14 protein-coding genes and 5 pseudogenes are annotated in these 23,558 nt (G+C 66.2%); 7 read left to right on the top strand and 12 right to left on the bottom strand.

The features are described 5' to 3' along the window. Nucleotides 1-55 precede the first annotated feature (55 nt). From ACQEU6_RS00850 to ACQEU6_RS00800, 11 genes and pseudogenes are all read right to left on the bottom strand, one after another. Nucleotides 56-859 (bottom strand): annotated as a pseudogene (locus ACQEU6_RS00850) (IS701 family transposase); the annotation flags it as partial. Between the two features lie 336 nt (nucleotides 860-1,195). Further along, nucleotides 1,196-2,299 (bottom strand): annotated as a pseudogene (locus tag ACQEU6_RS00845) (IS701 family transposase); the annotation flags it as partial. A 115-nt stretch (nucleotides 2,300-2,414) separates the two neighbouring features. Further along, nucleotides 2,415-3,128, bottom strand: coding sequence for a hypothetical protein (locus tag ACQEU6_RS00840; protein WP_499328613.1), 714 nt, complete (start codon nucleotides 3,126-3,128; stop codon nucleotides 2,415-2,417). Nucleotides 3,129-3,257: 129 nt separating this feature from the next. Next, nucleotides 3,258-3,521, bottom strand: a pseudogene (locus ACQEU6_RS00835) (transposase); the annotation flags it as partial. Nucleotides 3,522-3,831: 310 nt separating this feature from the next. Next, a complete protein-coding gene (locus ACQEU6_RS00830) occupies nucleotides 3,832-4,119 on the bottom strand; it encodes a DUF397 domain-containing protein (protein ID WP_499328611.1) in 288 nt (95 codons plus the stop codon). Between the two features lie 62 nt (nucleotides 4,120-4,181). Then, a complete protein-coding gene (locus ACQEU6_RS00825) occupies nucleotides 4,182-6,329 on the bottom strand; it encodes a tetratricopeptide repeat protein (RefSeq protein WP_499328609.1) in 2,148 nt (715 codons plus the stop codon). A gap of 127 nt (nucleotides 6,330-6,456) precedes the next feature. Next, a pseudogene (locus tag ACQEU6_RS00820) lies at nucleotides 6,457-7,525 on the bottom strand (IS110 family RNA-guided transposase). A 1,281-nt stretch (nucleotides 7,526-8,806) separates the two neighbouring features. Further along, nucleotides 8,807-9,010, bottom strand: coding sequence for a DUF397 domain-containing protein (locus ACQEU6_RS00815; protein ID WP_499328607.1), 204 nt, complete (start codon nucleotides 9,008-9,010; stop codon nucleotides 8,807-8,809). Beyond that, entirely contained in the window at nucleotides 9,007-9,873 is an 867-nt protein-coding gene (locus tag ACQEU6_RS00810; RefSeq protein WP_499328605.1) for a helix-turn-helix domain-containing protein, read from the bottom strand. Before ACQEU6_RS00810 ends, ACQEU6_RS00815 begins: the two co-directional genes overlap by 4 nt. 781 nt (nucleotides 9,874-10,654) lie before the next feature. Beyond that, entirely contained in the window at nucleotides 10,655-11,620 is a 966-nt protein-coding gene (locus ACQEU6_RS00805) for a TolB family protein (protein WP_499328603.1), read from the bottom strand. 26 nt (nucleotides 11,621-11,646) lie between these two features. Further along, entirely contained in the window at nucleotides 11,647-12,642 is a 996-nt protein-coding gene (locus ACQEU6_RS00800) for a helix-turn-helix transcriptional regulator (protein ID WP_499328601.1), read from the bottom strand. Between the two features lie 196 nt (nucleotides 12,643-12,838). On the opposite strand from ACQEU6_RS00800, the gene ACQEU6_RS00795 reads away from it, so the two are divergent. Beyond that, the gene (locus ACQEU6_RS00795; protein WP_499328599.1) at nucleotides 12,839-13,585 is read left to right on the top strand and encodes a hypothetical protein; all 747 of its coding nucleotides are present in this window, start codon (nucleotides 12,839-12,841) and stop codon (nucleotides 13,583-13,585) included. 971 nt (nucleotides 13,586-14,556) lie between these two features. On the opposite strand, the pseudogene ACQEU6_RS00790 reads toward ACQEU6_RS00795, so the two are convergent. After that, nucleotides 14,557-14,773: pseudogene (locus tag ACQEU6_RS00790) on the bottom strand (transposase); the annotation flags it as partial. Nucleotides 14,774-15,686: 913 nt separating this feature from the next. Here ACQEU6_RS00790 and cas3 point away from each other — a divergent pair. From cas3 to cas6e, 6 genes are read left to right on the top strand one after another with little or no spacing between them, the layout of a single operon-like run. Continuing rightward, the gene (gene cas3 / locus ACQEU6_RS00785) at nucleotides 15,687-18,572 is read left to right on the top strand and encodes a CRISPR-associated helicase Cas3' (protein WP_499328597.1); all 2,886 of its coding nucleotides are present in this window, start codon (nucleotides 15,687-15,689) and stop codon (nucleotides 18,570-18,572) included. Between the two features lie 10 nt (nucleotides 18,573-18,582). Then, a complete protein-coding gene (casA, locus tag ACQEU6_RS00780) occupies nucleotides 18,583-20,277 on the top strand; it encodes a type I-E CRISPR-associated protein Cse1/CasA (RefSeq protein ID WP_499328595.1) in 1,695 nt (564 codons plus the stop codon). Further along, entirely contained in the window at nucleotides 20,274-20,960 is a 687-nt protein-coding gene (gene casB, locus ACQEU6_RS00775) for a type I-E CRISPR-associated protein Cse2/CasB (protein ID WP_499328593.1), read from the top strand. The genes casA and casB overlap by 4 nt, the downstream gene beginning before the upstream one ends. Further along, on the top strand, nucleotides 20,957-22,153 hold the full coding sequence (gene cas7e, locus ACQEU6_RS00770) for a type I-E CRISPR-associated protein Cas7/Cse4/CasC (protein ID WP_499328591.1): 1,197 nt from the start codon (nucleotides 20,957-20,959) through the stop codon (nucleotides 22,151-22,153). The genes casB and cas7e overlap by 4 nt, the downstream gene beginning before the upstream one ends. Continuing rightward, nucleotides 22,150-22,869, top strand: coding sequence for a type I-E CRISPR-associated protein Cas5/CasD (cas5e, locus tag ACQEU6_RS00765; protein ID WP_499328589.1), 720 nt, complete (start codon nucleotides 22,150-22,152; stop codon nucleotides 22,867-22,869). Before cas7e ends, cas5e begins: the two co-directional genes overlap by 4 nt. After that, nucleotides 22,869-23,558: a type I-E CRISPR-associated protein Cas6/Cse3/CasE gene (gene cas6e / locus ACQEU6_RS00760; RefSeq protein ID WP_499328586.1), complete on the top strand. Its 690-nt coding sequence runs from the start codon at nucleotides 22,869-22,871 to the stop codon at nucleotides 23,556-23,558. The genes cas5e and cas6e overlap by 1 nt, the downstream gene beginning before the upstream one ends.

Genomic DNA, 23,558 nt, shown 5'->3' with positions numbered 1-23,558 from the left:
ACGGATCTCGTTGATGCTCAGCGGGCGAATACCTACCGGCAGGTATTCGAGATCTCCCTTTTTGGCAGGCCCGCTGGAGCCTGAGCAGGAAGGCGGAAGCAGCCATGGACAAAGTGATGTGCCGATACCAGGCCTGGTAGCCGCGGACCTGATAGTGGTCGAATCCTGTCTCATTCTTGGCCGCTTGAAAGCACTCCTCGATGGCCCACCTACTGCCCGCCACACGCACCAATTCCTTGAGGAGAGTCTGCTCTGGGGCGAAGCAGATGTAGTAGGCGATTTCATTCGGATCGCTGATGCTTCTGCGCGCAAGAAGCCAGTGCCCTGCTCCGGGTTCACGAAATGGTCTGATGTCGACAGCAGCCCAGTCGTACAACCGTGGACCATGAGCTCCGTCTCCGCAGCTCAGCCGCTGCCACGCGTCCTCCTCCAGTTCGTCGATCAAGTGGTGGACACGCTCCTGGGTCAGCTTCATCGAGATCACCATCTGCGTTTTGGGAACGGCGACCACGTGGGCGATGCCGCGTTCTTCCATCCACCACCGCAGCCGCCACACCTGCCCGTAGGCCGCGTCCGCGGTGACCCACCGGAAGGGGATCCCCGATGCGACCACCCGTTCAAGTAAGGCCTTGCCCAGATCGGGCTTGGTGGCGAACTCCACTTCATCGCCGATACCCGCCTGGCGGCACCGTTTACGGTCTTCAGTCCACGACTTCGGCAGATAAAGCTCACGATCGATTAGCGCCCGCCCCGCAGGACTCGCATAGGCGCAGAAAACGCCAATCTGACAGTTCTCGATCCTGCCGGCGGTCCCTGAATACTGGCGGGCCACCCCAGCGGACCGCATGCCCTTCTTTAGTAGGGCAGCCGCAGTTAGTGATCTCGGGTTCGTTGTCGCCGGTAATGGCATCGGCGGGCGCGGAGTTGGTGGCGGCGTCGCCAGTGTGACCAGCGCAGATGGTGATTCCAGGAGTGCTGGGGTTGGTGGGCCAGAGCGTGCAGGCGGCGGATCTCGTTGACGGTGAGCGGGATCAGCTCGTCGTCTCCGAGGTGATCGACGGTGAGCGATTCGTCACGCGGATTCGGAGGGGCGTTTCGTTGTCCACAGGCTGCCGGCCCCCTGTGTGGCGAGCTCGTGCTCGCCCTGGTCAGTGCCCGTTTCGGTGCCGAGACCAGGATCAGGGCCGGGCGGCGGCTCGGTTTCCTGCGCCGCCGCCGCGGTGAGGGCCAGATGAGCATGTGCGACCATGGCCAGCGTGATGTGCCGATACCAGGCCAGGCGCTTGCGGACCTGGTAGTGATCGAGGCCGACCTCGTTCTTGGTCGCCTGAAAACATTCCTCGATGCTCCACCTGGATCCGGCCACCCGCACCAGCTCGCCCAATGTCACCGGCCCGGTGCTGTAGCAGCGGTAGAAGGCCAGCTCGGAGGGGTCGGACACGCTGCGGCGCACCAGCAGTTGATGGTGCTCGTCCAGGTGGATCCAGGCCCAGTCGTACCACCTTTCGCCCTTGGAACCTGGTCCGCACGAGTACCGCTGCCACGCGTCGGCGGCCAGGTCCGCGGCCAGATGATCGGCCCGCATCTTGCCGGTGGCCAGGGTGAGGTGGTGATCGCACGACACCGCCATGACGTAGTTCAGCCCGCGGCGCTCCAGCTTGGTGCGCAGCGGCCCGTTGTCACCGTAGGCCTCGTCCCCTGTCACCCAGCCGAACAGGAAGAGCGGGTCGTCGGCGGCACGTTCGATCATCACCCACGCCAGCTCCGGCTTGGTCGAAAACCGCAGGTCATCGTCCACTCCGGCATCGGCCAGCCGATCCGGGGCGGCATACCAGGACTTGGGCACATACAACTCCCGGTCGATCAGCACCCGATGCCGGCCCGGATCGACATAGGAGCAGAACACCCCGATCTGACAGTTGGTGATCTTCCCCGCGGTGCCGGTGTACTGCCGCTGCACCCCCGCCGACCGGCGGCCGGTCTTCTCAAACCCGGTGTCATCGACCGCCAGCACCCCATCGGCCGAGCCGATCCGCCGGGCCACCACGCGACGCAGCGCGTCCCGCACCCGATCGGCATCCCACACCGCAGCGTTCAACAACCGCTGCATCCCATCCGGCGTGGAGTCCCCGGCGAACTCCGCCAGCGACCACCCGTTCTTATGCTCCAGCCCGCTCAGCAATCCCAGCACATACGCCCGGGCCCGCAACCTGGGCTCCCGCCGGAACACCGCCGGGGCCACCACCTCGCCGAACAGCTCATCCAGCCGCCGTACCCACCCGGCCGGGTCGATCTCCATTACGGTCACGGCCTCCGCCGGTCATGTCGTCCATGCACATCTTCATGATCACAGCGGTGGCCGTCTCACGTCCGGCTCCGTCACCGAACCGAGATCGCCAAGTGCGGCTGCCCGACTATTCGGTGTGGAAGCCCGCGAGGTACTCGCGCACGATGTCGGCGTAACCGCCCGTGGTGGACGGCCAGGACGCCACGAGACGCTCCACCCGCTCCCGGTGGACCTGGATCCGGCTCGGCAGAACGAGGTGAAGCGCGGCCCCGATCTGAAGTTCCAACTCGTCCGACTCGGTCGCGCGGACAAGCAGGTCGTCGACCTCCGGTGCCTCGACCCCGTTCAGAGCCGAAAGCGCGTCACACCGCTCTGCGATGTCGAGCGTCTCATCGAAAACCATGCCGCCGACCACCGCCAGCAGCCGCGGATTCGGTACGGGCCCGTCCTGCAACGCGGCGGAGGCCGCGAAGATACCCGCTTCCCGCACGTTCACGTCAGTGGCGCCTTCGAGAGCGTCAGCGATCAGGTCCGCGTCCTCGGCCCCGGCCAGGTTCATCATCGCACGCAGGGCATGCACGTGGTCGACACCCTCCTCGCTGGATGCCGGAAGGCGGCGGAGCATACCCCGCGCGGCGACAAGCACCTCGTCGGCGAACGGCTCAAGCGGATTCCCCCCGGCAAACCGACTGCGCGTCACCGCGTCCTGGTATTCGTCCAGGGCTTCGCTCACGTACTCACTGTGCAGCAGGATGCCGAACGCGCGCAGATAAGAGTCCTTGCTGGTCGGGGCCCTCAACTCGGCGAGCGCCCAGTCGAGGTTCACGTTCTCCAGGGGCATATGTCTCAGGATCTCAGGGTCCGGTCCGCGATGGATCAGGCTAGCGGGCACACCGTCTTGATCACAGAGGTGGCCGCCTCACATCCGGCTCCGTCACCGAACCGAGATCACCAAGTGCGGCTGCCCTATTAGGAACCCTGTGTCATCAAGAATCAGCACACCCTGTTCAGGGTCCCCGATGGATTTAGCGACCATAGTACGAATGTCGTCCCGCAAACCATCCGTGTCCCAGGCGTAGAAGTTCAGTAGACGCTGAAGACGCTCAGGACCATTCTCACCCGACATCTCAGCAAGAGTCCATCCGTTCTTCCGCTCCAACTCGCTCAGGAGTCCACGCAGGTAGGAGGCTGCCTGGCGGCGTGACTCCACCCGGGGAAAACGATGAGCGAACATAGCCAGAAAGTCAGAGAATTCCCGCGACCAGGCTTCGACATCGATCGTGACCACCACCACTGCCTACCGTACGCAGCGCCGTGATCACAACCTGTTGTTGCAGTACTAGCACCACTCTCGAAGGACGACGGCTTTATCCAGCTCATGTCCATGCCAACGGTCGCTCGGCGACCCACCGCCCGTAACATCCGCCAATCCGCTATCGGCGAGCGGCGTGCGGTCGGTGAGCCGCGATGGTGAGCCGCTTAAGCCCGAAACGCTACGAACGAGCAGCAGCGCGCAGGTAGGGGCGGTGGAGGGCGCCAACCAGTCAATTGTCCAACCTGGAGTGCTTCGGTGATCCCGCCGACATCGGACGTCCCTCCGCGGCATCTTCTCTTACGAGGCCCAGACCGGCGCGGCCGATCTGTCCGGCCGAGGCCGCGGGGGACGGGGGCGCCCTAACCGCTGCCAGTAGGGCGATCCACTCAGTTGAGGTGAGGAGAAGGACAGGGCCGTCGGGGGCCATGGAGTCGCGGACAGCCACCATCGTGCCGACTATCGAGACCTCGACGCAGTCTGAAACGCTCCCGCTGTGACTGCTCTTGTGCCACACCATCGCTTCAGGTTGTCTCCCAGTCATGTCAAGGTTCCTTGTTCGGATGCGCTGGCGTTTTGAGGCTATGGATCCTGCCCGTCGCGGAGATGCTGGAGGACCGCTTCGGCCTCCTTCGTTGCGGAGTGGTGCGACCCAAGAAGTTCGCGTTTGACCGAGATGATCTCTTCCAGTTCGGTTTCCGCTTGCTCAGTCTCACCCCGTTGATGGCGGACAGCGGCGAGGTGCTGCCGGGTCTCGAGAGTGCAGGGGTGGGTCTCGCCCAGGAGCCGCGATGAAAGTTCAGCCACCACTTCCAGCTCGTCCACTGCCTCTTCCACATGGCCGAGTTCGGCGTTCACGAAGGCCAGCGACTGTCGAGCATGCAGGGTTTTCGGGTGGTCGTCGCCCAATGTCCGTCGCCAGATCTGCCGGACCGCTTCGAATTCCGCCGCCGCGCGTCTCGTCTGCCCCATCAGCATGAGCGTCCACGCCAGGGAGTACTGGACCATGAGGGTCTCGAGCGCGTCAGGGCCGAACACGACTCGCCGTCCTTCGAGGATGAGTTCGAACTCATGAACGGTGTCCGGCAGTTCCCCCCGTGCATATCGAATGAGGGCGAGTTCGTATCGGAACAGCAAAGTAAGCGGATCTAGGTCACCGGCCATACGCCGGCGGGGTTCCAGGATCTCACGGTAGATGCGTTCGGCCTCATCTAGCCGCCCTCTGACCCGCGAAGCGAACGCCGCAGTGGCCAGTGCACTGAGTCTGCAGGAGTCCGCGGCCTCCAGCTCCGAGGTCGCTGCGACCGCCTGATTGCCGAGGCTCGCCGCTACGGCGGGCTCACCCGCCGCCACCATCGCTGCCACCGCTCGCTGCAGCGCGCCGACCAGCTGCGTTAGCCGCTCTTCGGTCAGGCAGTCAGCACGGCCGGCGAGAGCGGCGAAGTGGGAAATAAGCTCTCGCCAGGACGGCCAGTGCAAGTGCTGGTCAGTATCGAGGTCCTGCTGCGCCTGGTGCAGCAGCAAGACCGCCTGCCCGCACCGCTCGCCGTCAATCCCAGCCTCCACCGTTCTTCGACGCTGCACCTCCGCGACGAGGGGGTGAATGGTCACTGCCCACGCATCCCCCGAACTCCTCCGCTCGATCAGGCCAGTGGAGGCTAACCCGCGCAATACCGGCTCCACGGTCGCTGGTCTACAAAGTTCGGCCATAAGAGGTAGGTGGAAGACTCTGGCCGGGACGGGTTCGGGTACTGCCAGAGTCGACAGCACCTCAAGCACTGCACGGGCCCGCGGAAGACCCTGTTGTTCCAGCGAGTGCAGCGTGAGGTCCCAGGTCGTCCCCAGCGACTCCCGGTCCCCAGTCCCTGGTTCGTTCCAGGGCGCGGTGCCCACCTCCAGCAAACGCCGGTAGTCGGCGAAGCCGCCGATGACGAATGGCGATGACAGATAGTAGCCCGCGTGGTGGAGACCGAGCGGCAGGCCGCCAAGTCGCCGCGACAGTTCCCGAGCGTCGACGGAAGTTCCGGCACTGGGAGCGAGGTCAAGCAGGGCGCGGGCACCGTCTGCCTCATCCAATGGGGCGACGTGGTGGATTCGCGTGTGAGGACCCCATACAACTGGATCTCCGACCCGGCTGGTGACGATGACAAGACCCGAGTCACATGCCCTGATGAGTCCGGAGCCGTCGGCGATACGCCGACCGTTCGTTTCGAGCTGTGTGAGGTCGTCGGCATTGTCGAAGATCAGTACCCAGCCGCGGTGGCGGAGCAGGCAGGACCAGAGGAGGTCAGACAGGTCCCTCCGCTCGGCCTCGACATCTTCGATCTGCCCGAGCGTCGCCCCTAGTTCCCGCATCAGCATGATCAGGGAGCCGGTCAGGGTCGTGCGGTCCACCGCCGAGATCCACCAGACCCGTCGGCTGTCGCGCGCCACCCGTTCCGCTAACTTCAGGGCAACCGTCGACTTGCCGACCCCGCCGAGTCCCGCCAGCACATGCGTCCTGCCGTCCGGGGAACCCGCCAGCGCCTCGATCTGGTCCAGGAGCCGATCACGCCCTCGAACCACGGGCGGTAGGCGTCCGAGCGGGGCGGGCATGGAATCGCGCAACGGTTCGGGTAGCGCTCGCCCGGGCGAATCGGAGGGCTGCGGACTGCGGCGTAGTTGGAGATACGCCAATGCCACGGCCACGACGCCCGCAAGCGATCCAACCACCGACACCAATATATCCATGAGGCGACCTTAAGCGTGTGCCTCCGGTGTGTCACCATGCCGCCCGTCGACCAGGAGGTCACCACGGGCCGCTCAAGCCGAAGGAGCGATTGGGGCATTAACTGTTTTAGAGATCCTTCTATGTTCGTCAAGCTCGGCTGATGGCTGTGTCGGTGGTGTTGAGGAGTCGGTAGATCTGGCGGGCTAGGTAGCGTTTGAGGCAGCGGCGGATCTCTTTGGTGGTGCGGCCTTGGGCCCGGCGTCGCTCGACGTAGGCGCGGGTTTGCGGGTCGTGGGTCATGCGGGTGAGGACGGCGATGTGCAGGGCTCGGTTCAGGCGCCTGTCGCCGCCGCGGTTGAGGCGGTGGCGGACGGTGTTTCCCGAGGACGCGGGGATGGGGTTCACTCCGGCCAGGGCGGCGAACGCGGCCTCGGAGCGCACCCGGCCGTGATGCGACCAGGCGGTCAGGCAGATGGCGGCGGTCACGGGCCCGATGCCGGTCTTGTTCAGCAATGGTGCGGCCTGGCTGGCCTGGACGAGCTGGGTCATGCGGGCGCCGTTGGCGGCGATCTGTTCGTCGAGTTCGAGCACGCGTTTGGCCAGCCGTATGGCCTCGGTGCGGGCGGTGGCAGCGCCCAGTTCCTCATCCCGAGCACGCCAGCGGGCCACCGTGGCGATCTGTGTGCCGGTCACTGGCTTGCGGGCATCGATACCCAGGTCGACGACGCGCAGGAGCGCGATCAGCGCGTTGAGGGTCGCGGTGCGTTCGGCCGTCATGTGGTCGCGGGCGGTGACCAGGACCCGCAGCGCGGCCCGCACCCCCTCGGCCAGGCGCGGGGCGGCGCAACTCGCGGGTGTCCAGGGCGAGGACGGCGGCGGCGATGCGTTGAGCATCCAGCGGGTCGGACTTACCGATCCCGTGGTTGGCGCGCGCGTTCATCCGGGCCGCTTCGACCACCTGATAACCGGTCCGCTCGACCAGGGCTGCCAGACCGGCACCGTAGGACGCCACGCCCTCGATCACCCAGAGTGCGGCCAGGTCCGCGCCGGTGCGGCGGGCCGCCCACGCGATGGCGCGGGCCATGCCCGCCGCCGTGGTCGGGAACTGCCCGGTGTCGATGACCTCACCGGTGGCGGCAAGGATCGCCAGGACGTGGTTGCGGGCGTGGGTGTCGACGCCGATGACGAACGGGTGAGTTTGCGCGACGATGGCCACAGCGGCTCGGGTCCTTCCTATCCCAGGAACAGCGGTCCGGCCGCCGGCGGCCGGCGCCGGTCTGGATAGGAGTCACTTCGGGGCAGCACTGTGATGAGTCGCGCCCATCGGGCGGACAGCCTTCTGATCAGGTCACCGAGGTGGGCCAGGACGGCGTCGGCCGCCCCCGCCCCGGGACGGACAGATCTCTAGAAGAGCACCCCGGAAGGGGCCGAGCCTGTCTCGAGTCACGTCCAAGGTCGGAGCAGCCGACACCATCCTTGCCAGCCGATCCCAGACCAGCCAGCACAAGACTCACAGCCTGTCTCACGTGGCGGGTTCGGCGAGTTGCTGTAACAGGTGATGGCGACAGCAATGATGAGGAAGGCGTTGAACGGATGGCCGTGGCGTTCGTAGCGGACGGTCAGACACCGATCGTCAGACAGCCAGGCCAGGGTACGTTCGATCTTCCAGCGGTGACGGCGCGGCAACTCGCTGGACTCGGCGCTGGCCCAGGCGATGTGCGGTACGACCCCGCGTCCGCGCAGCCAGGCAGATGCTTGGCGGAGTTGTAGGCCTTGTCGGCGCGGAGCTTGAACGGCCGCCGCCGGCGCAGTCCGTGCCGCGACCGGATCGCCGGTAACGCCATCAGCAGTGGTTTGAGCGCCTGGTTGTCGTGGACGTTGGCGGCCGATATCGCGACAACCATCGCCTGGCCTGGCGACGTCGGACGATATATGGCCTTGCTGCCCTTCTTGCCCCGATCGACTGGATTGGGGCCGGGCGGCGTGCCTCCCATTTAGCGCGGACCGCGGCGGTGTCCACGATCGCCGGCGTCAAGTCCACCTGCCCGCGAGTCCCGATCTCGTCCAGGACGGCATGGTGTGCCGCGGCCACAACCCGGCCGCCGGCCAGGCGGTGAACCGCCGATGCGCGGTGGGCACATTCACCCCGAACTCGTCCGGCAACCGCCGCCACACGCATCACTGGTCAGCACGTACATGATCGCGGTGAGCACCGCCCGATTGTCCACCAGCGCTGTCTCACCGTCCTGCGGACACGGCGTGAACTCGGGCGACCAACGGCTCGACGATCGTCCACAACTCATCCGGCACCACCCCGAGCGCAAGATCCGACGAAGCGGTGGCTGCCATGGGGCCTTCTGGTACGGCCGCGGTGTGGCCGAACTGTGCGACGCGGAAGTGGATCTTGATGGATGAGGGGGCCGCATGTCCGATTTTGGGTGATCTTGTGGCACGTGTCCCCCGTGGACGGGTTAACCGCTCTACTTATGCGCTGGTGCTAGAGGTCGAGCTCTCCGTGGCTAGCCCTCTCGGTCAGTTGGCGCCATCCATTGCGGTTCAGAAGAAACACGGGGCCGTCGGGGTCCTTGGAGTCGCGGACAGCGATGCCCCCTTTGAGCGGAGCGAGTTCGACGCAGCCCTGGCTGCCTTGGCTGGCGGTCGCCTTGCGCCAGGGGAGGGGGGAGGGGGGCTGGTTAGTCATTGAATCTCCACTTCGACGCTGCGCAGGAGGGACGCCGTTTCACGGGGGTCGAGTGCCGATGCCACCAGCAGATTGAACTTGGTGTTCATGCGGTTCACTTGATGCGGTTGCTCCAGGTAGGCGTTGCCGGCCTGACTCTCGACGTATACGACGTCCGGGTCGGTGGGTTCGGGAAAGCCGAGTAGCGAGAACGGCCCGTCGAGCCCGACGTGCGCACCCTTAGCGAAGGGTAGGACCTGCAAAGTGATGTTGGGAGTCTTGATCGCTTCGAGGATCCGGTGTATCTGCTCGCACATCACCTGAGGGTCCCCGATCTGCCTGCGCAGTACGTTCTCGTCCAGAATCACCCATAGGGAGAACTGCGGGAAGGCACGGTCGAGGAGCTGTTGCCGGGCGAGGCGGAGCTCCAGGAGTCGGTCGATGGTCCTGGGCGCCTCGCTAGGCAGAGTTGTCCGCAACACCTCACGTGCGTACTCGGGAGTTTGCAGTAGGCCGTGGACGAGTTGGTTGTCGAAATGCCGCAGCTCAGCGGCTTCGCTCTCCAGGCCGATGTAGGAGCCGAAGTGCGGCGGGAAGACGTCCTGGAATTCGCTGTACCAACCCGGCTGTGCCGCTTCCCGAGCAAGTTGGAGGAGGGCGTCATGGATCCGGGCGTCGGACGTGCCGTACAACTCCAGCAGGTCGCGAAGCTCGCGTTGTTTGGGCGGCTGTGCCTTGCCGGTTTCGATCCGACTCACCCGCGAGGGTGAGCACTCAAGGTGTTCGGCGACCTGCTCGATCGTGTAGCCGGCGCTCTCCCTCAACTTGCGAAGCTCGGTGCCGAGTCGGCGCATCCGTACTGTCGTGACTCGCGGTTGCGGCATGGAGTTCTCCTTTCATGCCTGGCACAAGTTATACAGCGCAAGTCTCTTCCGGCCCCTGAAGCTCCAACCTTCCACAGGTTTGTGGTGACGTCTGCCGCAAATAAGACAAGTTGCCCTTACTTGGTCGGCACACTTGTGCGGCACAGATTCCAAGTGCATGCTGTGCTGTGTTCAGGCGACCACGCAGAGCGACTGAACGGAACTGAGAGAGCCGAACCCGCAGATGCCTGGCAGGTGAATCCGGCTGAAGTTCTCAGAGAGAGCGATACGACCTCGGGCGCGGTACGGCACCACCGGCCGCCGCCTTGATCGAATAAGGGAGGTCTTCCGACCCATGCATGATCCAAAGAATGCAACACCCGGCCCGGTGATCGCTTACGCCACAAACCACGGGCTTGGCAGCGGGCAGCGCGATGGCCATACGTCTGTTGGGTCCACGGCGTCGGTGCCATACAGGACTGCTGATCAAGGCCCGGACCAGGCCGTCGCCGAGCTCGGCTATAGGTACCCTCATGCCGCGATCTGGTTCGGCGCTTACACGGGAAATTACTGGGCCTTGGTCCGAACCGAGAACGGCGAGCCTCAGCTGATCGAGCAGAGCACGCCGGAGGACCTGAGCCGATATCTCGCGACCCTTGCAGCCCTTTCGCCGGAGCATCACTGGCCACGGCTGCTCTCGCGTCGCGCCTCCCACCACAGCTCAACCATGCTCGTGGCTCGCACAGCTTCTGCCGCTCGACCGATTCCCGGTCGTGAGGGGGCCGGAGCCACCGACTGGGGCCTAACCGGTAACTCCAATCCCTGGTCTGAGAACGGGAGGGACAGGTGCTGACGGGCGAATCGACCGACATCCCGGCCGGCGGAGCGTGCGCCTTCCCCCTCCCCAGCAACGCGAGTACCGCCTCCCTTGCACGCTTCCGTTCCGCGTGGCGCGCAGCGCGGAACGTCCTCCTTGGTTGAGGGACCAGACGAGCATGTCGCCGACGGCTTCGATGTGCTCGACGTCCCAGTCGTCGGAGCTGATGCGTTGCATCGAGGCATCGGTCAGGGTGTACCGGCCAATGGCGGTGAACTCACCCCACACGTCGGTGGACAGGTAGAAGGCGGTCGAGTCCGGTGTCCACGGTCCCGGATCGAAGTAGCCGCTCCCATGCTCAGCGGTAACGCACACGGCCCCGAGAACGGGATCGGTGAGGTCGATGAGGTAGATGGCGATGTCGGTGTTGGACCGAACGCCGGCCGCCAGCAGCCACCGCCCGTCGGGCGACATGCTGGCCGGAGTGAAGTTGACCCCGTCTGGAGGAATGATCCGCCGTTCAGTGTCGTCCGACAGGTCCCGGACGAGGATGTCCTGGACGGTGCGGTCACGGTCGTTTGCCGCGTAGAGGAGATACCGGCCTTCCTCGCCGAATGGGGTATCCGCCAAGACTCGCTGACAGTCCGGACCGGCGCTGATCTCAGTGAGCTCCTCGCCGTCTGTACCGATGCGGTAGATGCGGTACTGCTCATCGCCGTTGCGGTCGGCAGTGAAGACCAGGCCCTTGTCATCCGGCCACCATGCGAGCTGGCACGCCGCCTGGCCTTCGAGCCGGGTCAGCCGGTGCGGTGCCCCGCCGACGGTCGGAATCGTCCATACGTCGAAAGTTCCTCCGGCGTTGCTGCAGTAGGCCACGGTCTCGGCATCCGAGGACAGGGCCACTTGCCCGCGGAAGCGCTCGGTGGGGACGAAGTCCAGGTAGTCGGGCATCGCTGATGTACTCCAGACTCATCGTGTTATTTGATCCAGCCGCGGCGGGCGGCTGCGGCGCCCATAGCGACACGGCTGGTGGTGCCGAGCTCTTTGCTGATCGCGCTGACGTGGCGCCGCACGCTGCTGGTCTTCAGCCCGATCCGCCGTGAGATCCCGTCGTCGGTCATCCCCTGCGCCAGCATTCGCAGGATCGACATCTGGATCGGCTTGAGCGGCAACCGGGGCTCGGCCTCCCCCAGCGGAACCGCGCGCTGCCACAACAGTTCGAAGTACTCACGCAAGGCGGCGACGATCACCGGCGACTTGATCAGCAGGGCACCGGGCAATCCGGTCGGAGTCAGCGGCAGCAGCGCCACCGCCTCGTCGGCCAGCTTCATCTTCATGCCGATCTCAGGCAGAATCCTGGCCTCTTCACCTGCCTCAGCGTGCATCTGAATGATCTTGGCGCCGACCGGGTGTTCGGCACAGGACGCCTGGTAGATGGTCCGGCTCAAGACGTTGCCTTCGAACGCAGGAAGGGGAGGCATTCCAGCCAGTTCCTCCAGCGGCCGTTCCATGGCGAAGTTCTCCAAGGTCAACCAGTGCCGTCGTGCGGTTCCCAGCAGTGAGCGCGAGGTGTCTGTGATCTCAGTGCGGTCGGTGAGGATCCGCACCAGTTGATCGGCCTGGCCTTCCATCACGCCAGGAAAGGGGTGCATGTCGACCATGCGCCGCTGACCGTCCAGCAGCCGTTGCTGGTCATCGACCAGCTTGCGAGAAAGCGCGGCAAGCGCCCCTTGGAGGGCCAGGTCCGGCGCGGTGGCGACGAGACGTGCAGGAACCGCCATCCCCAGCGGCATGACGTAGGCCAGCCCGGCCTCCTTCAATGCCTCGACGACTTGCGGGCCGCCGAGCACCTCGGCGGCTTCGGAGGGCAGACACCCGTCCGAGCCGAGCAGCTGGGCATAAGGGACGAGCAGATCATCGGCGACGATGCCCTTCAACAGCCTGGTGGCCGTCTGTTCGAGCTCGGTACTCACTCACACCTCCCATGACAGAGAGTATCGACACGAGTGAATAGCGTTACAAGTTGGCCCATGAGCGTTTGGCGTCAACGAGCAAAGTGACCACCGACAGCCCCGCCACAGCTGGAACTCCCCAGAGCTGCCGCCAAAGGCGGTCTCCTAGATCTCAGGACCCACGAATCGGACGGCCGAACCGTGGTCACTTACCACCATGAGGCGTTTCGATCATGCCTGTGAGCTGGCCGAACCCGGTTTGATCAAGGTGCCCCGCCGCCGATCGACCGGAGCGAGAATGAACCGTCTGCGCAAGGCCACCCACTCACCCATGATCCAGTGGCTCATCCGCCTCACCACACCGGGACTCAACCAGTGCGCGTGCGGTGGATCTGCCCCTGCCCCGTTCCTGGCCCGAGCCTTCAGCCACCCCCAGGGAGCCGGCGTCATCGGCCCTGGTGCCCAACGCCTGCTGCGGACCGTGCTAATCGACACCCTGGCCCGTGGCGCAGAGGGATGCGATGTCGTCATCGCGCGTCCCGACCTGGAACGCCTACTCGGCGCCGCCTTCCTCCAAGTTCCGTTGGACCTGGCGCCCGTCGTACACATCACCGACACCCTTGAAGACGCGATCGAGCACCTTGAGAGCAGGGCTTCCGCCACCACTGCCGCAGGCATGGTGGAGAAACCGCCAGTGCTCTGGCTGGCGACACCAGGGGGCGACGCTGACGTCGTCCACCAGACACTCGAAGGTCAACCTTCGACAGACCTCATCGCGCTGTTCAACGGTCCCTGGCCGTACGGCCCCACTCACTTCGTCACCACCGACGGCCCCCAGCACCCGCCCTGCCACAACCTCGATCTCCTCACCCGCGATCAAGCAGTCGCCAGACTCCGAACCCTCAGCTGGGCAAACAGTGGACCCGGTGATCAAGAGACACCAGGCGAGCGTCCTCCTAGTTGAGGACGGCGACCAGCATGGGTACCCCACCTGGCTTTCTCCGTTACGGGGACGGGGAGGCCAGCCGGGATCATCGCGCGGCGCCGCGTTCACCTGCCTCCATCTTTGGATGGGTGATAGGTAGCCAACCACTCCCTACAGGACCCGCCTGCCAGCGAGTGATCCTTACCAATCAGCACAAGTAGCCAGCAGCGACACCCCCAGGCCTACACCCCTGGAACAGGGTCCCCTGCGGTGCCCTCAGCGCTCAGCGGCAGCATCGCACTGCTGGTCAGTTGTGCCCAGCGAACGTTCTCCTCATTTAACAGCTCGATTTCCCAAGGTTTCATTGTGGCTCGTCAGCAAACGATCGGAGGATTCCATGAACGCTCTGGCACGCACCTCACACGTCCCTTACGGGACGACTAGCCAGCGATTCCACAGAGGATCGCTCACCGTCCCAAGCGGGGCAACAGAGGTCTCCCGCAGTCCTCTCGGCAGTCTGTTCGGGCTTCGCGAACCAAGCTGCGCGGAGACGACTCGCTCCACCCGTAGCAGGGCCAGCTTCCTGATCGCCGGCCTCAGGAACCCGCTGGATGGTGTCGTCATCAGTCCAGTCGCGCACGGCCGTTCCCTCAATGCCGAGGCCCTCACGAGCAAGGTCGGCGTGTCCTGGATCCGGGCAACCCGCCCTGGCGCGATCCAGCGTCGGCGGCCTGAGCCGAGTGTGTCTCAGATGCTCGATCAGATCGCTTCGGCGCAGTAACGGAAAAGCTCCCGCTGCCTACCCCTCGGCCAGGCGTCGTCTGGCCGAGGGGTGCGTCTCCGTCGGAGCGCCGGCCTACTGTGCGCCGCGGTCGGACATTCCGCGTTCCACCTCGCCGACCAGAACGCCGCCGATGTCCACCTGCAACAACCACCCGCGCCATGTTCCACGACGATCGGCACTTCCCCAGTACTGGGTCCCACTCCCCCGCCGATATCGCGCGGAGCTCCGACCGCAGCTTGGGGATCGCCAGTTCGACGGTGCCGACGCGGGGTGTCCCAATCCCGGCCCTGTAGCCGTTGCGGCGGTTGACCCGCTCGTCCGAGCGGCTCCCGTAGTCGGCACCGCAGCCCGCGTCGGCCTCCGCGCTCATGAGCGCCTCGGGCCATCGTCTTGACTACCGACCGCAGCAGATCCGGCTCACACACACCCGATCTGCTCGGCAATCACTCGACAGGGTCCACACTGTGGTCCGCGGCTATCGCGTTGCCTCCTTCTTCTTGATCATCATCTCGAGAGATCACGCGATGGCCGTCCCACGTCACGCCACGCCTTCACCTGCGAAAACTCGTACACGCCCTTTGTGGACGCAACCCGCAGAGAGACCAGCTCACTACAGCCCTCCGGATCGCGTGACCGTTTCGAATCGACATCCGGTAGACAGTCGAGCCCATGACCGGAGGTGGCCACCATGCCCGGGTTGACAGCAGCCGATTCCAAGGCGCCCATGGATGTGACCTGCCGAAACAGAGCGCTTCCGGGGTAGCAACGCGAGTTTGCTTTGTTGTCGAGCAGAGGGCCCTAGCAGCCCTATGGAGTTCAGGAAGCAGCTTTCAAGCACCGGTCGCTGTACTCTCATGCCATGTTCACAAACACAGTGGGAGCTAGCTTAATCGCGCCCTCTTTCGAAGGGCGATCATGACTCCTCTCTTCGATCTCCACACGTTCGTACTTCTCTTCTTCGCTGCTCTTGTGGGCATCGTGGTTGGTGTTCTGACGTATCTGTCCCCGGCTTCGGTCCCGAACTCCCTGCTTGCCGGTGGAGTAGCTGGTGGTTCGGCCCTTGTCTGGGGAAACTCCGTGATCAAGCGCCCCCGCGACAGTTGATGACTGCACAGACTGCCCACTGTGCCTCACACCAAAGATCGTCCCAGTCCTGGTCGTGTGAGTAACCTACAGAGATGGCGCAGTGCTCCCCGCGCACGCGGGGTTGACCCCACAGTAGGGGCGAGCTTCATCACTCAGTTCATGTGCTCCCCGCGCACGCGGGGTTGGGGCCACCACCTTGTGGTGGCCCTTTGTGGCCGTGCTACTTCGTATCTGCAAGACCATGCAGCCTGCGTGTGTTAGATCAGTCCTATGTTCGGGGAGACGGGCGGCGCAGGGCTTCGGGGGCGGCTGTCAGAGGCAGCCGGGTTGGTTTGGGCGAAGCATGATCGCAGAACGGACGGTTGGCTGCCCTTGTGGCGCCATCTCGCCGATAGCGGTGCCGTCGCGGGTTTGCTGTGGGATTTGTGGGTGCCTTGTCAGTGCCGCATGGTAGTGGCGGATCAGCTTCCTGGCGGTGTTGAAGATGCTCGTCGGCTGGCGGTGTGGTTGGCGACCACTCATGACATTGGTAAGGCGACGCCGGCATTCGCTTGCCAGGTAGAGTCACTGGCTGACCGGATGCGCAGAGCGGGGCTGGACATGCCCACGCTCAAGCGGCTGAACGATCGACGGGTCGCGCCGCATGGCCTGGCTGGTCAGGCACTCCTGCAGAAGTGGTTGATCGGGCGTGGCTGGTCTCGATCGGCGACGCTGCCGTTCACGATCATTGCCGGTGGGCACCATGGGGTGCCGCCGACGTTCAGCGGTATACGCGAATTGAATGTGCATCCTGATCTTTTGTGGACGCCGGGCTGTGAGTCGGTTTGGCGAAGCGTTCAGAAGGAGATCTTGGACGCTTGCGCGGAGATGTGCGGTGTCGATGACCGGCTGTCCGAGTGGCGGCAGGTGAAGCTCTCGCAGTCGGCGCAGGTGGTGTTGACCGGGTTGGTCATTGTCGCTGATTGGATCGCCAGTAATTCCGACCTGTTTCCGTACTTTTTCGACGGCGGATCTCCGAGTGACGAGGAGCGCGTCAAGGCGGCGTGGGAGGGGCTTGCCCTTCCGGCGCCGTGGCGGCCGGTAGAGCCGGCCTTGGCCGCGGACGAATTGTTCTCGTCGCGATTTACTCTGCCGGTAGGGGCCAGCGTTCGTCCTGTCCAGGCGCGGAGCGTGGAGCTGGCGCGGCGGATGTCCAAGCCGGGGCTGATGGTGATCGAGGCCCCGATGGGTGAGGGGAAGACGGAGGTGGCGCTGGCTGTCGCCGAGGTGTTCGCGGCGCGTTCTGGGGCGGGCGGGGTGTTCGTGGCGTTGCCGACGATGGCCACGGGCAATGCGATGTTCCCTCGGTTGTTGCGGTGGCTGCGGCGGGTCCCGGACGCGGAGGGGGCGGGGCCGCGGTCGGTGATGCTAGCGCACTCAAAGGCGGCGCTTAACGACGACTTCGGTGAGCTAGTGCGGGCAGGACGGCGGGTTGTCGGGGTCGAGCTCGATGGCGAGGACGGCGAGTGGCGGGCGCGGGACGATCGCCTCGCGCGGTCGGCTGAGCTGGTGGCCCATCAGTGGCTGCATGGCCGTAAGAAGGCGATGCTGTCGTCGTTCGTGGTCGGGACGGTCGACCAGCTGTTGTTCATGGGGTTGAAGAGCAGGCATCTGGCGCTGCGGCATCTGGCGCTGGCGGGCAAGGTCGTGATCATCGACGAGGCCCACGCGTACGACACCTACATGAACTCCTATCTGGACCGGGTGCTGTCTTGGCTGGGCGCTTACGGGGTTCCTGTGGTGGTGCTGTCGGCGACGTTGCCAGCGGGGCGGCGTTGCGAGCTGGCCGAGGCGTACGCGGGGCAGGGCGGGCACGATCTGTCGGTCGTGCGGTCAGCCGAGGGTTATCCGTTGCTGACGGCGGTCGAACGCGGGGCGGAGCCGTTGATCGAGACGGTGGCGCCGTCGGGGCGACGTACCGATGTGCATATGGAGCGTCTCGGCGACGATTTCTCCGAGCTGGCCGACCGGCTGGAACACGACCTCACCGACGGCGGGTGCGCATTGGTCGTCCGCAACACGGTGGGGCGGGTGCTGGAGACTGCGCAGTTCCTGCGGAGCCGGTTCGGGGTGGACGAGGTCACCGTGGCCCACGCCCGTTTCGTGGACTTGGACCGGGCTCGGAAGGACGCCGACCTGTTGAGGCGGTTCGGACCGCCAGAGGACAGCGCGGGCGGGCGTCCGGTGAAGCACATCGTGGTGGCCAGCCAGGTCGCTGAGCAGTCGCTGGACATCGATTTCGATCTCCTGGTCACGGACCTGTGCCCGATCGACCTGCTGTTGCAGCGGATGGGTCGGCTGCATCGGCACGTACGCGGCGAGCGACCGGCGGGTGTGCGCGTGCCCCGGTGTCTGGTCACGGGCACGGATTGGGACGCGGTGCCTGCCAAGCCGGTCAAGGGGTCGCAGCGTGTCTATCGGTTGCACGCGTTGCTGCGGTCTGCCGCGGTGCTGGAGCCGTACTTGGCGAGCACGGCCGCGACGGAGAATGTGGTCCGCCTGCCAGAGGACATCAGCCGGCTGGTGCAGAGCGCGTACGGGACGGGCCCGGTGGGACCGCCTGCCTGGCAGGACGCGATGGAGCGAGCGTACGAGGCGCATCTGCTGCATCGGGAGAAGCAACGCGCCAAGGCTCATGATTTCCAGATCAACGATGTGGGGAAGCCGGGCCGTGCGTTGATCGGGTGGGTCGATGCGGGTGTGGGCGACGCCGACGACACCAGGGCGGGCCGTGCCCAAGTGCGCGACAGCCGCGAGTCGCTGGAAGTGCTGGTCGTGCAGCGGTTGGCCGACGGAACCGTCGGGACGTTGCCCTGGTTGAAGGACGGGCAAGGCGGCCGGGAGGTGCCGACCGAGGCGCCTCCGCCCTGGGCGGTGGCGCGGACCGTGGCGGCGTGCGGGCTGCGGCTGCCGTTCCAGTTCTCGATTCCGGAGATCCTCGACCGCGCGATCAAGGAGTTGGAGGCCGAGCGCGTTCCCGCATGGCAGTCAAAAGAGAGCCACTGGCTGGCCGAGGAGCTGATCTTGATGCTTGACCAGAACTGTCAGACCCGGTTGGCAGGCTTCAATCTGCGCTACACCGAAGCCGATGGTCTTGAGGTGACCCGTGTCCAGTGATGTTCCGGCTATGTCGTTCGACCTGACCCGCGAGCCATGGCTGTTGGTGCTGCGCGATGACGGCACCGAAGGCGAGATGTCGCTGCTGGATCTTTTCGCCCAGGCCGACACGGTGCGGCGGCTCGTCGGTGACGTCCCCACCCAGGAGTTCGCGCTGCTGCGTCTCCTGCTCGCGGTGCTGCACGACGCGATCGACGGGCCTGCCGATCTCGACGCGTGGCAGCAGTTGTGGGAGGAAGGGCTCCCGGTCGACGGGGCGGACGGCATCGCCGCCTATCTCGACCGGCATCGGGATCGGTTCGACCTGTTGCATCTGCAGGCGCCGTTCTTCCAGACGGCCGGGCTTCGTACTGCTAAGGACGAGGTCTTCGCGCTGGATCGGCTGGTGGCCGATGTCCCTAACGGGAGCCAGTTCTTCACCATGCGTGCCCGAGGGGCGCAGCGGCTGTCGTTCGCCGAAGCCGCCAGGTGGGTCGTGCACGCGCATGCCTACGACACGTCCGGCATCAAAACGGGAGCGGTGGGCGACACCAGGGCAAAGAAGGGCAAGGTGTATCCGCTCGGTGTCGGCTGGGCAGGGAATCTGGGCGGTGTCTTCGTCGAGGGCGCGAACCTGCGCGAGACGCTGCTGCTCAACCTGGTCGCCTTCGACACCGACAATCTGCGAATCGATCCCATTGAGGACCGTCCCGCGTGGCGGCGCGAGCCGGCCGGCCCCGCAGAGACCGACACGTTGGAGTTGAGCAGGCGCCCGGCGGGCGTGCGCGACCTGTACACCTGGCAGTCCAGGCGGGTCCGGCTGGCGTACGACCGGGACGGCGTCCACGGGGTGGTACTGGCGTATGGCGACCCGCTGAGCCCTCGGAATCTGCATCAGCGCGAGCCGATGACCAGCTGGCGGCGCAGCCCCGTGCAGGAGAAGAAGCTGGACTTGGCGCAGGTGTACCTGCCGCGCGAGCACGATTCGAGCAGGAGTGCGTGGCGGGGGCTGGGAGCGCTGGTCGCGGGACGCGCACCCGGCGCCGAGCAGCGCAACGAAGCTGCCGCGATCGTGCGACCACGGATCCTGGACTGGGTCGCCCGCCTCACGGTCGAGGGCGACTTCGAGCCGAACTACCTCGTCCGGGCGCGGCTGGTGGCGGCCGAGTACGGCACGCAACAGTCGGTGATCGACGAGATGGTGGACGACTCGGTCGCGATGCCGGTGGTATTGCTGCACGAGTGCGACACCCGGCTCGGCCAGGCGGCCATCGACGCCGTCGCCGATGCCGACACCGGAGTCGGTGTGCTGGGCGATCTGGCCGCGGACCTCGCCCGCGCGATCGGCGCCGATCCCGAGCCGGCCCGCGCCCGTGCCACGCATCACGGTTACGGCCTGCTGGACGGCCCCTTCCGCGAATGGCTCGCCGCGCTGGACCCGCAGAGGACACCCCAGGAGCAGCGAGCGGCCTGGCAGGATGAGGCGAGGAGGCTCCTGGCCCGCCTTGGAGCCCAAGAGGTGGCCGACGCGGGCGAGGGCGCCTGGGAGGGCCGTGTCATTCAGACCGGCAAGGGCCAGGAGCTGTGGCTTTGCGCACCGCGCGCCGACGCGACCTTCCGCTACCGGCTCCGTAAAGAACTGCCCGGGACGGCTCCCACACCTGAAGGCGAGTCCGACGAGCTGACGGGGCGGGCCCCTACCGAATCCTTGGAGGCAAGCAGATGACGGCCACCCTTCCGGACGGGCGTCTCCAGGTATCCGACCTGGTGCACCAGGTCGTCGGAGAGTTCGTCTCCGAGTTGCAGGAGGGCTACCTGCGCGATACCAGCGGGGCCGTGGGCCGTCTCGCGCAACTCCGGCGCGGAGCGGGCAAGCTCCCGCAGGACGTTCCGGAGCTGTGGGGGCTGACAGGAGCCGAGCGGCTCTATCAGGAGCAATCGCTCAGCGAGGTGCAGGCGACCCGAGCCGAGGCCGCGGCCTTTCTGGCCGTGACGCTGTTCGCGTTGCACCAGCAGTCGCGCCCCAACCAAAGGATGCACGGCTCCGGTGTCGAACTCGGCGCGGCCGTGCGCCGGCTGATGCCGCGGGGCGAGATCGATGAGGCGATTCGGCGGCGGTTCGTCCGCGTGGGCGCGGCAGGCAGCCTGGGGACGCTCGCCTACCGGCTCCGAGAGATCGTCTCGCTGCTGCGCCGGGAGTCGATCCCGCTGGACTACGCGCTGCTGGCTCGGCAGCTCTACGAGGCCCACACCCCGGAGGGTCTCGAAAGGGTTCGCCAGCAGTGGGGCCGCAGCTTCCACAACTACCGTCCGCCCCGCGGCAACGGCGACCAAGCTCAGCTGGCACACGCGGACCAGTCCGGGCGGACACCGCAGGACGAGGCCACGACCGACAAGGACGTCACATGACTCGTACCATCATCGACCTGCACGTGCTGCAGAGCGTCCCGCCGAGCAACCTCAACCGGGACGACACCGGCACGCCCAAGACCGCGGTCTACGGCGGAGTTCGGCGTGCACGGGTGTCCAGCCAGGCGTGGAAACGCGCCACCCGCAAGAACTTCCACGACCTCCTCGACCCCAGCGAGCTGGGCGTGCGCACCAAGCGCGTCGCCGAACTGCTCTCCGACCGCATCTGCAAGCTGGACGCCTCCATCGACGAGCCGACCGCCTGGAACCTCGCCGCCGAGACCGTGCAGAACGCGACCGGCTCCAAGATCGAGGTGCCCAAGCGCCGCGCCGGCGCAAAGGACGACGACGCGTCGGCCGCAGCGCCTGAGGCCAAGTACCTGATGTTCCTCAGCGCCCGCCAGCTCGACGGGCTCGCCGAACTCGCCGTCGAGGGGCGCGACGACATCACGACCTTCTTCAAGGACAAGGACAACAAGGCGCGCGCCAAGCAGATCGCCAACGCCCGCCACTCGGTCGACATCGCCCTGTTCGGGCGGATGGTCGCCGACGGCGCCGACATCAACGTCGACGCTGCCGCGCAGGTCGCGCACGCCCTTAGCGTCCACCAGGTCGAAAACGAGTCGGACTACTACACCGCGGTCGACGACCACAAGGAACGCGAGGACGACGACCTCGGCGCGGGGATGATCGGGACCGTGGAGTTCAACTCCGCCACCCTTTACCGCTACGCCGCTCTCGACGTCGACCAGCTCCGCGGCAATCTCGGCAAGGGCCTGCGCGACGACGAACCGATCACCGAGCCCGTCCGCCGTGCCGTGGAGGCGTTCGTGCAGGGCTTCATCACCTCGATGCCCACTGGGAAGGCCAACACCTTCGGCAACCACACCCTCCCGGACGCTGTCGTGGTGAAGATCCGGTCGGCCCGTCCGATCAGCTTCGTGGGCGCGTTCGAAGAGCCCTGCAAGCCAGGCGCGGGCAGCGGATACCTGCAGCAGGCCGCAGCGCGGCTGGCCGGCTATGTCCCACAGATCGAGCGGGCTTACGGGGTCGCCGAGGACGCCCGCACCTGGGTGCTGCGCGTCGGCGACAACACCGAGCCGCTGTCGGAACTGGGCGCCCAGGTCTCGCTGCCGGAGCTGGTCAGCGAGGTCGGCGAGGAGGTCGCCCGCCGTCAGGAAGCCGCGCGGTGAGCGTCCTGGCCATGCAACTCGCCGGCCCCTTGCAGTCGTGGGGGGCCTCGGCAAGGTTCGCCCGCCGAACCACCGAACAGGCACCGACCAAGAGCGGCGTCATCGGCCTGCTGGCCGCCGCGCTCGGCCGCCGACGCACCGATGACCTCAACGATCTGGCAGCACTGCGGTTCGGTGTCCGCATCGACCAGCGCGGCGTCCCCGTGCGGGACTACCAGACCGCTCAGCACTTCGAGTCCGGCAAGTCCATGCCGGTCTCCGAGCGGTTCTACCTCGCCGACGCGGTGTTCCTCGCCTTCGTCGAAGGAGATGGCGTCCTGATCGAGCGGTTGCACTCCGCGCTGGGCGCCCCGGTCTTCCTGCCCTACCTCGGGCGTCGCTCCTGCCCGCCGTCCCGCCCGGTCGAGCTGGATGTCTACCACGACCAAAGCATCGAACAGCGCCTGGTGGACGAGCCGTGGCGTGCCTCCGCATGGCACCAGCGGCGAACCCGCGAGCAGATGGTGCGGCTGGAGACCATCGTGGAAGCCGGCCGCGGCGACGGCCCGACCGACACTCTGCGCGACCAGCCCCTCAGCTTCGACCCGATCCACCGTCGCTACGCCCTGCGTGGCATCGTCCGCGACCACGTGAGAGTGCCCAACCTCATCGCCCGCCGCGCGGGCGTCGGCGCACCGACCGACCACGACCCGACCGCCGTCCTGCGAGGCAAGTGATGTACCTGACGCGCTTCGGCATCAACACCGAACGGATCGGCGCCCGCAAAATCCTGTCCTCCCCGCAGGTCCTGCACGCGGCCGTGATGGCGTCGTTCGCCGAACTCCCCGACCCGTCCCCTGACGCACCGCGCGTACTGTGGCGGCTCGACCGCGACAGCCGGTCCCGCACCCACCTGTGCATCGCCAGCCCGTACAAGCCCGACCTGACGCACCTGGTCGAACAGGCCGGCTGGCCGACCACCGCCCGCTGGGAGACCTACGACTACGGGCCGTTCCTCGACCGCCTGGCCGCCGGCGACCGGTGGGCGTTCCGACTGACCGCCAACCCCGTCCACTCCGTCCGCAACAAGGACGGAGCACCGACCAAAGCCACCGCGCACATCGGCCCCCGCCATCAACTGGGCTGGCTCTTGCAACGTCAGGAGAGCAGCGGATTCAGGATCGTCCGCAAAGCCTCAGCCCGCGACGACGAGGACCCACTTGCCGCGCACGAGCTGATCGTCCACAACCGCCGCCAGCTCGCCTTCACCAAGAGGGGCGCGGGCAAGCCGGTCACGCTGGTCACCGTCACCTACGACGGCCGCCTGGAAGTCACCGACCCGGACGCCTTCCGCCGCATCCTGACCCGCGGCCTCGGTAAAGCCAAGGCGTACGGGTGCGGGCTGATGACGCTGGCAACGGCCTGA

The sequence above is a fragment of the Spirillospora sp. CA-108201 genome (assembly GCF_050936235.1).
In the GTDB taxonomy this organism is placed as follows: Bacteria; Actinomycetota; Actinomycetes; order Streptosporangiales; family Streptosporangiaceae; genus Spirillospora.
This window is presented reverse-complemented; position numbering and strand designations above follow the sequence as displayed.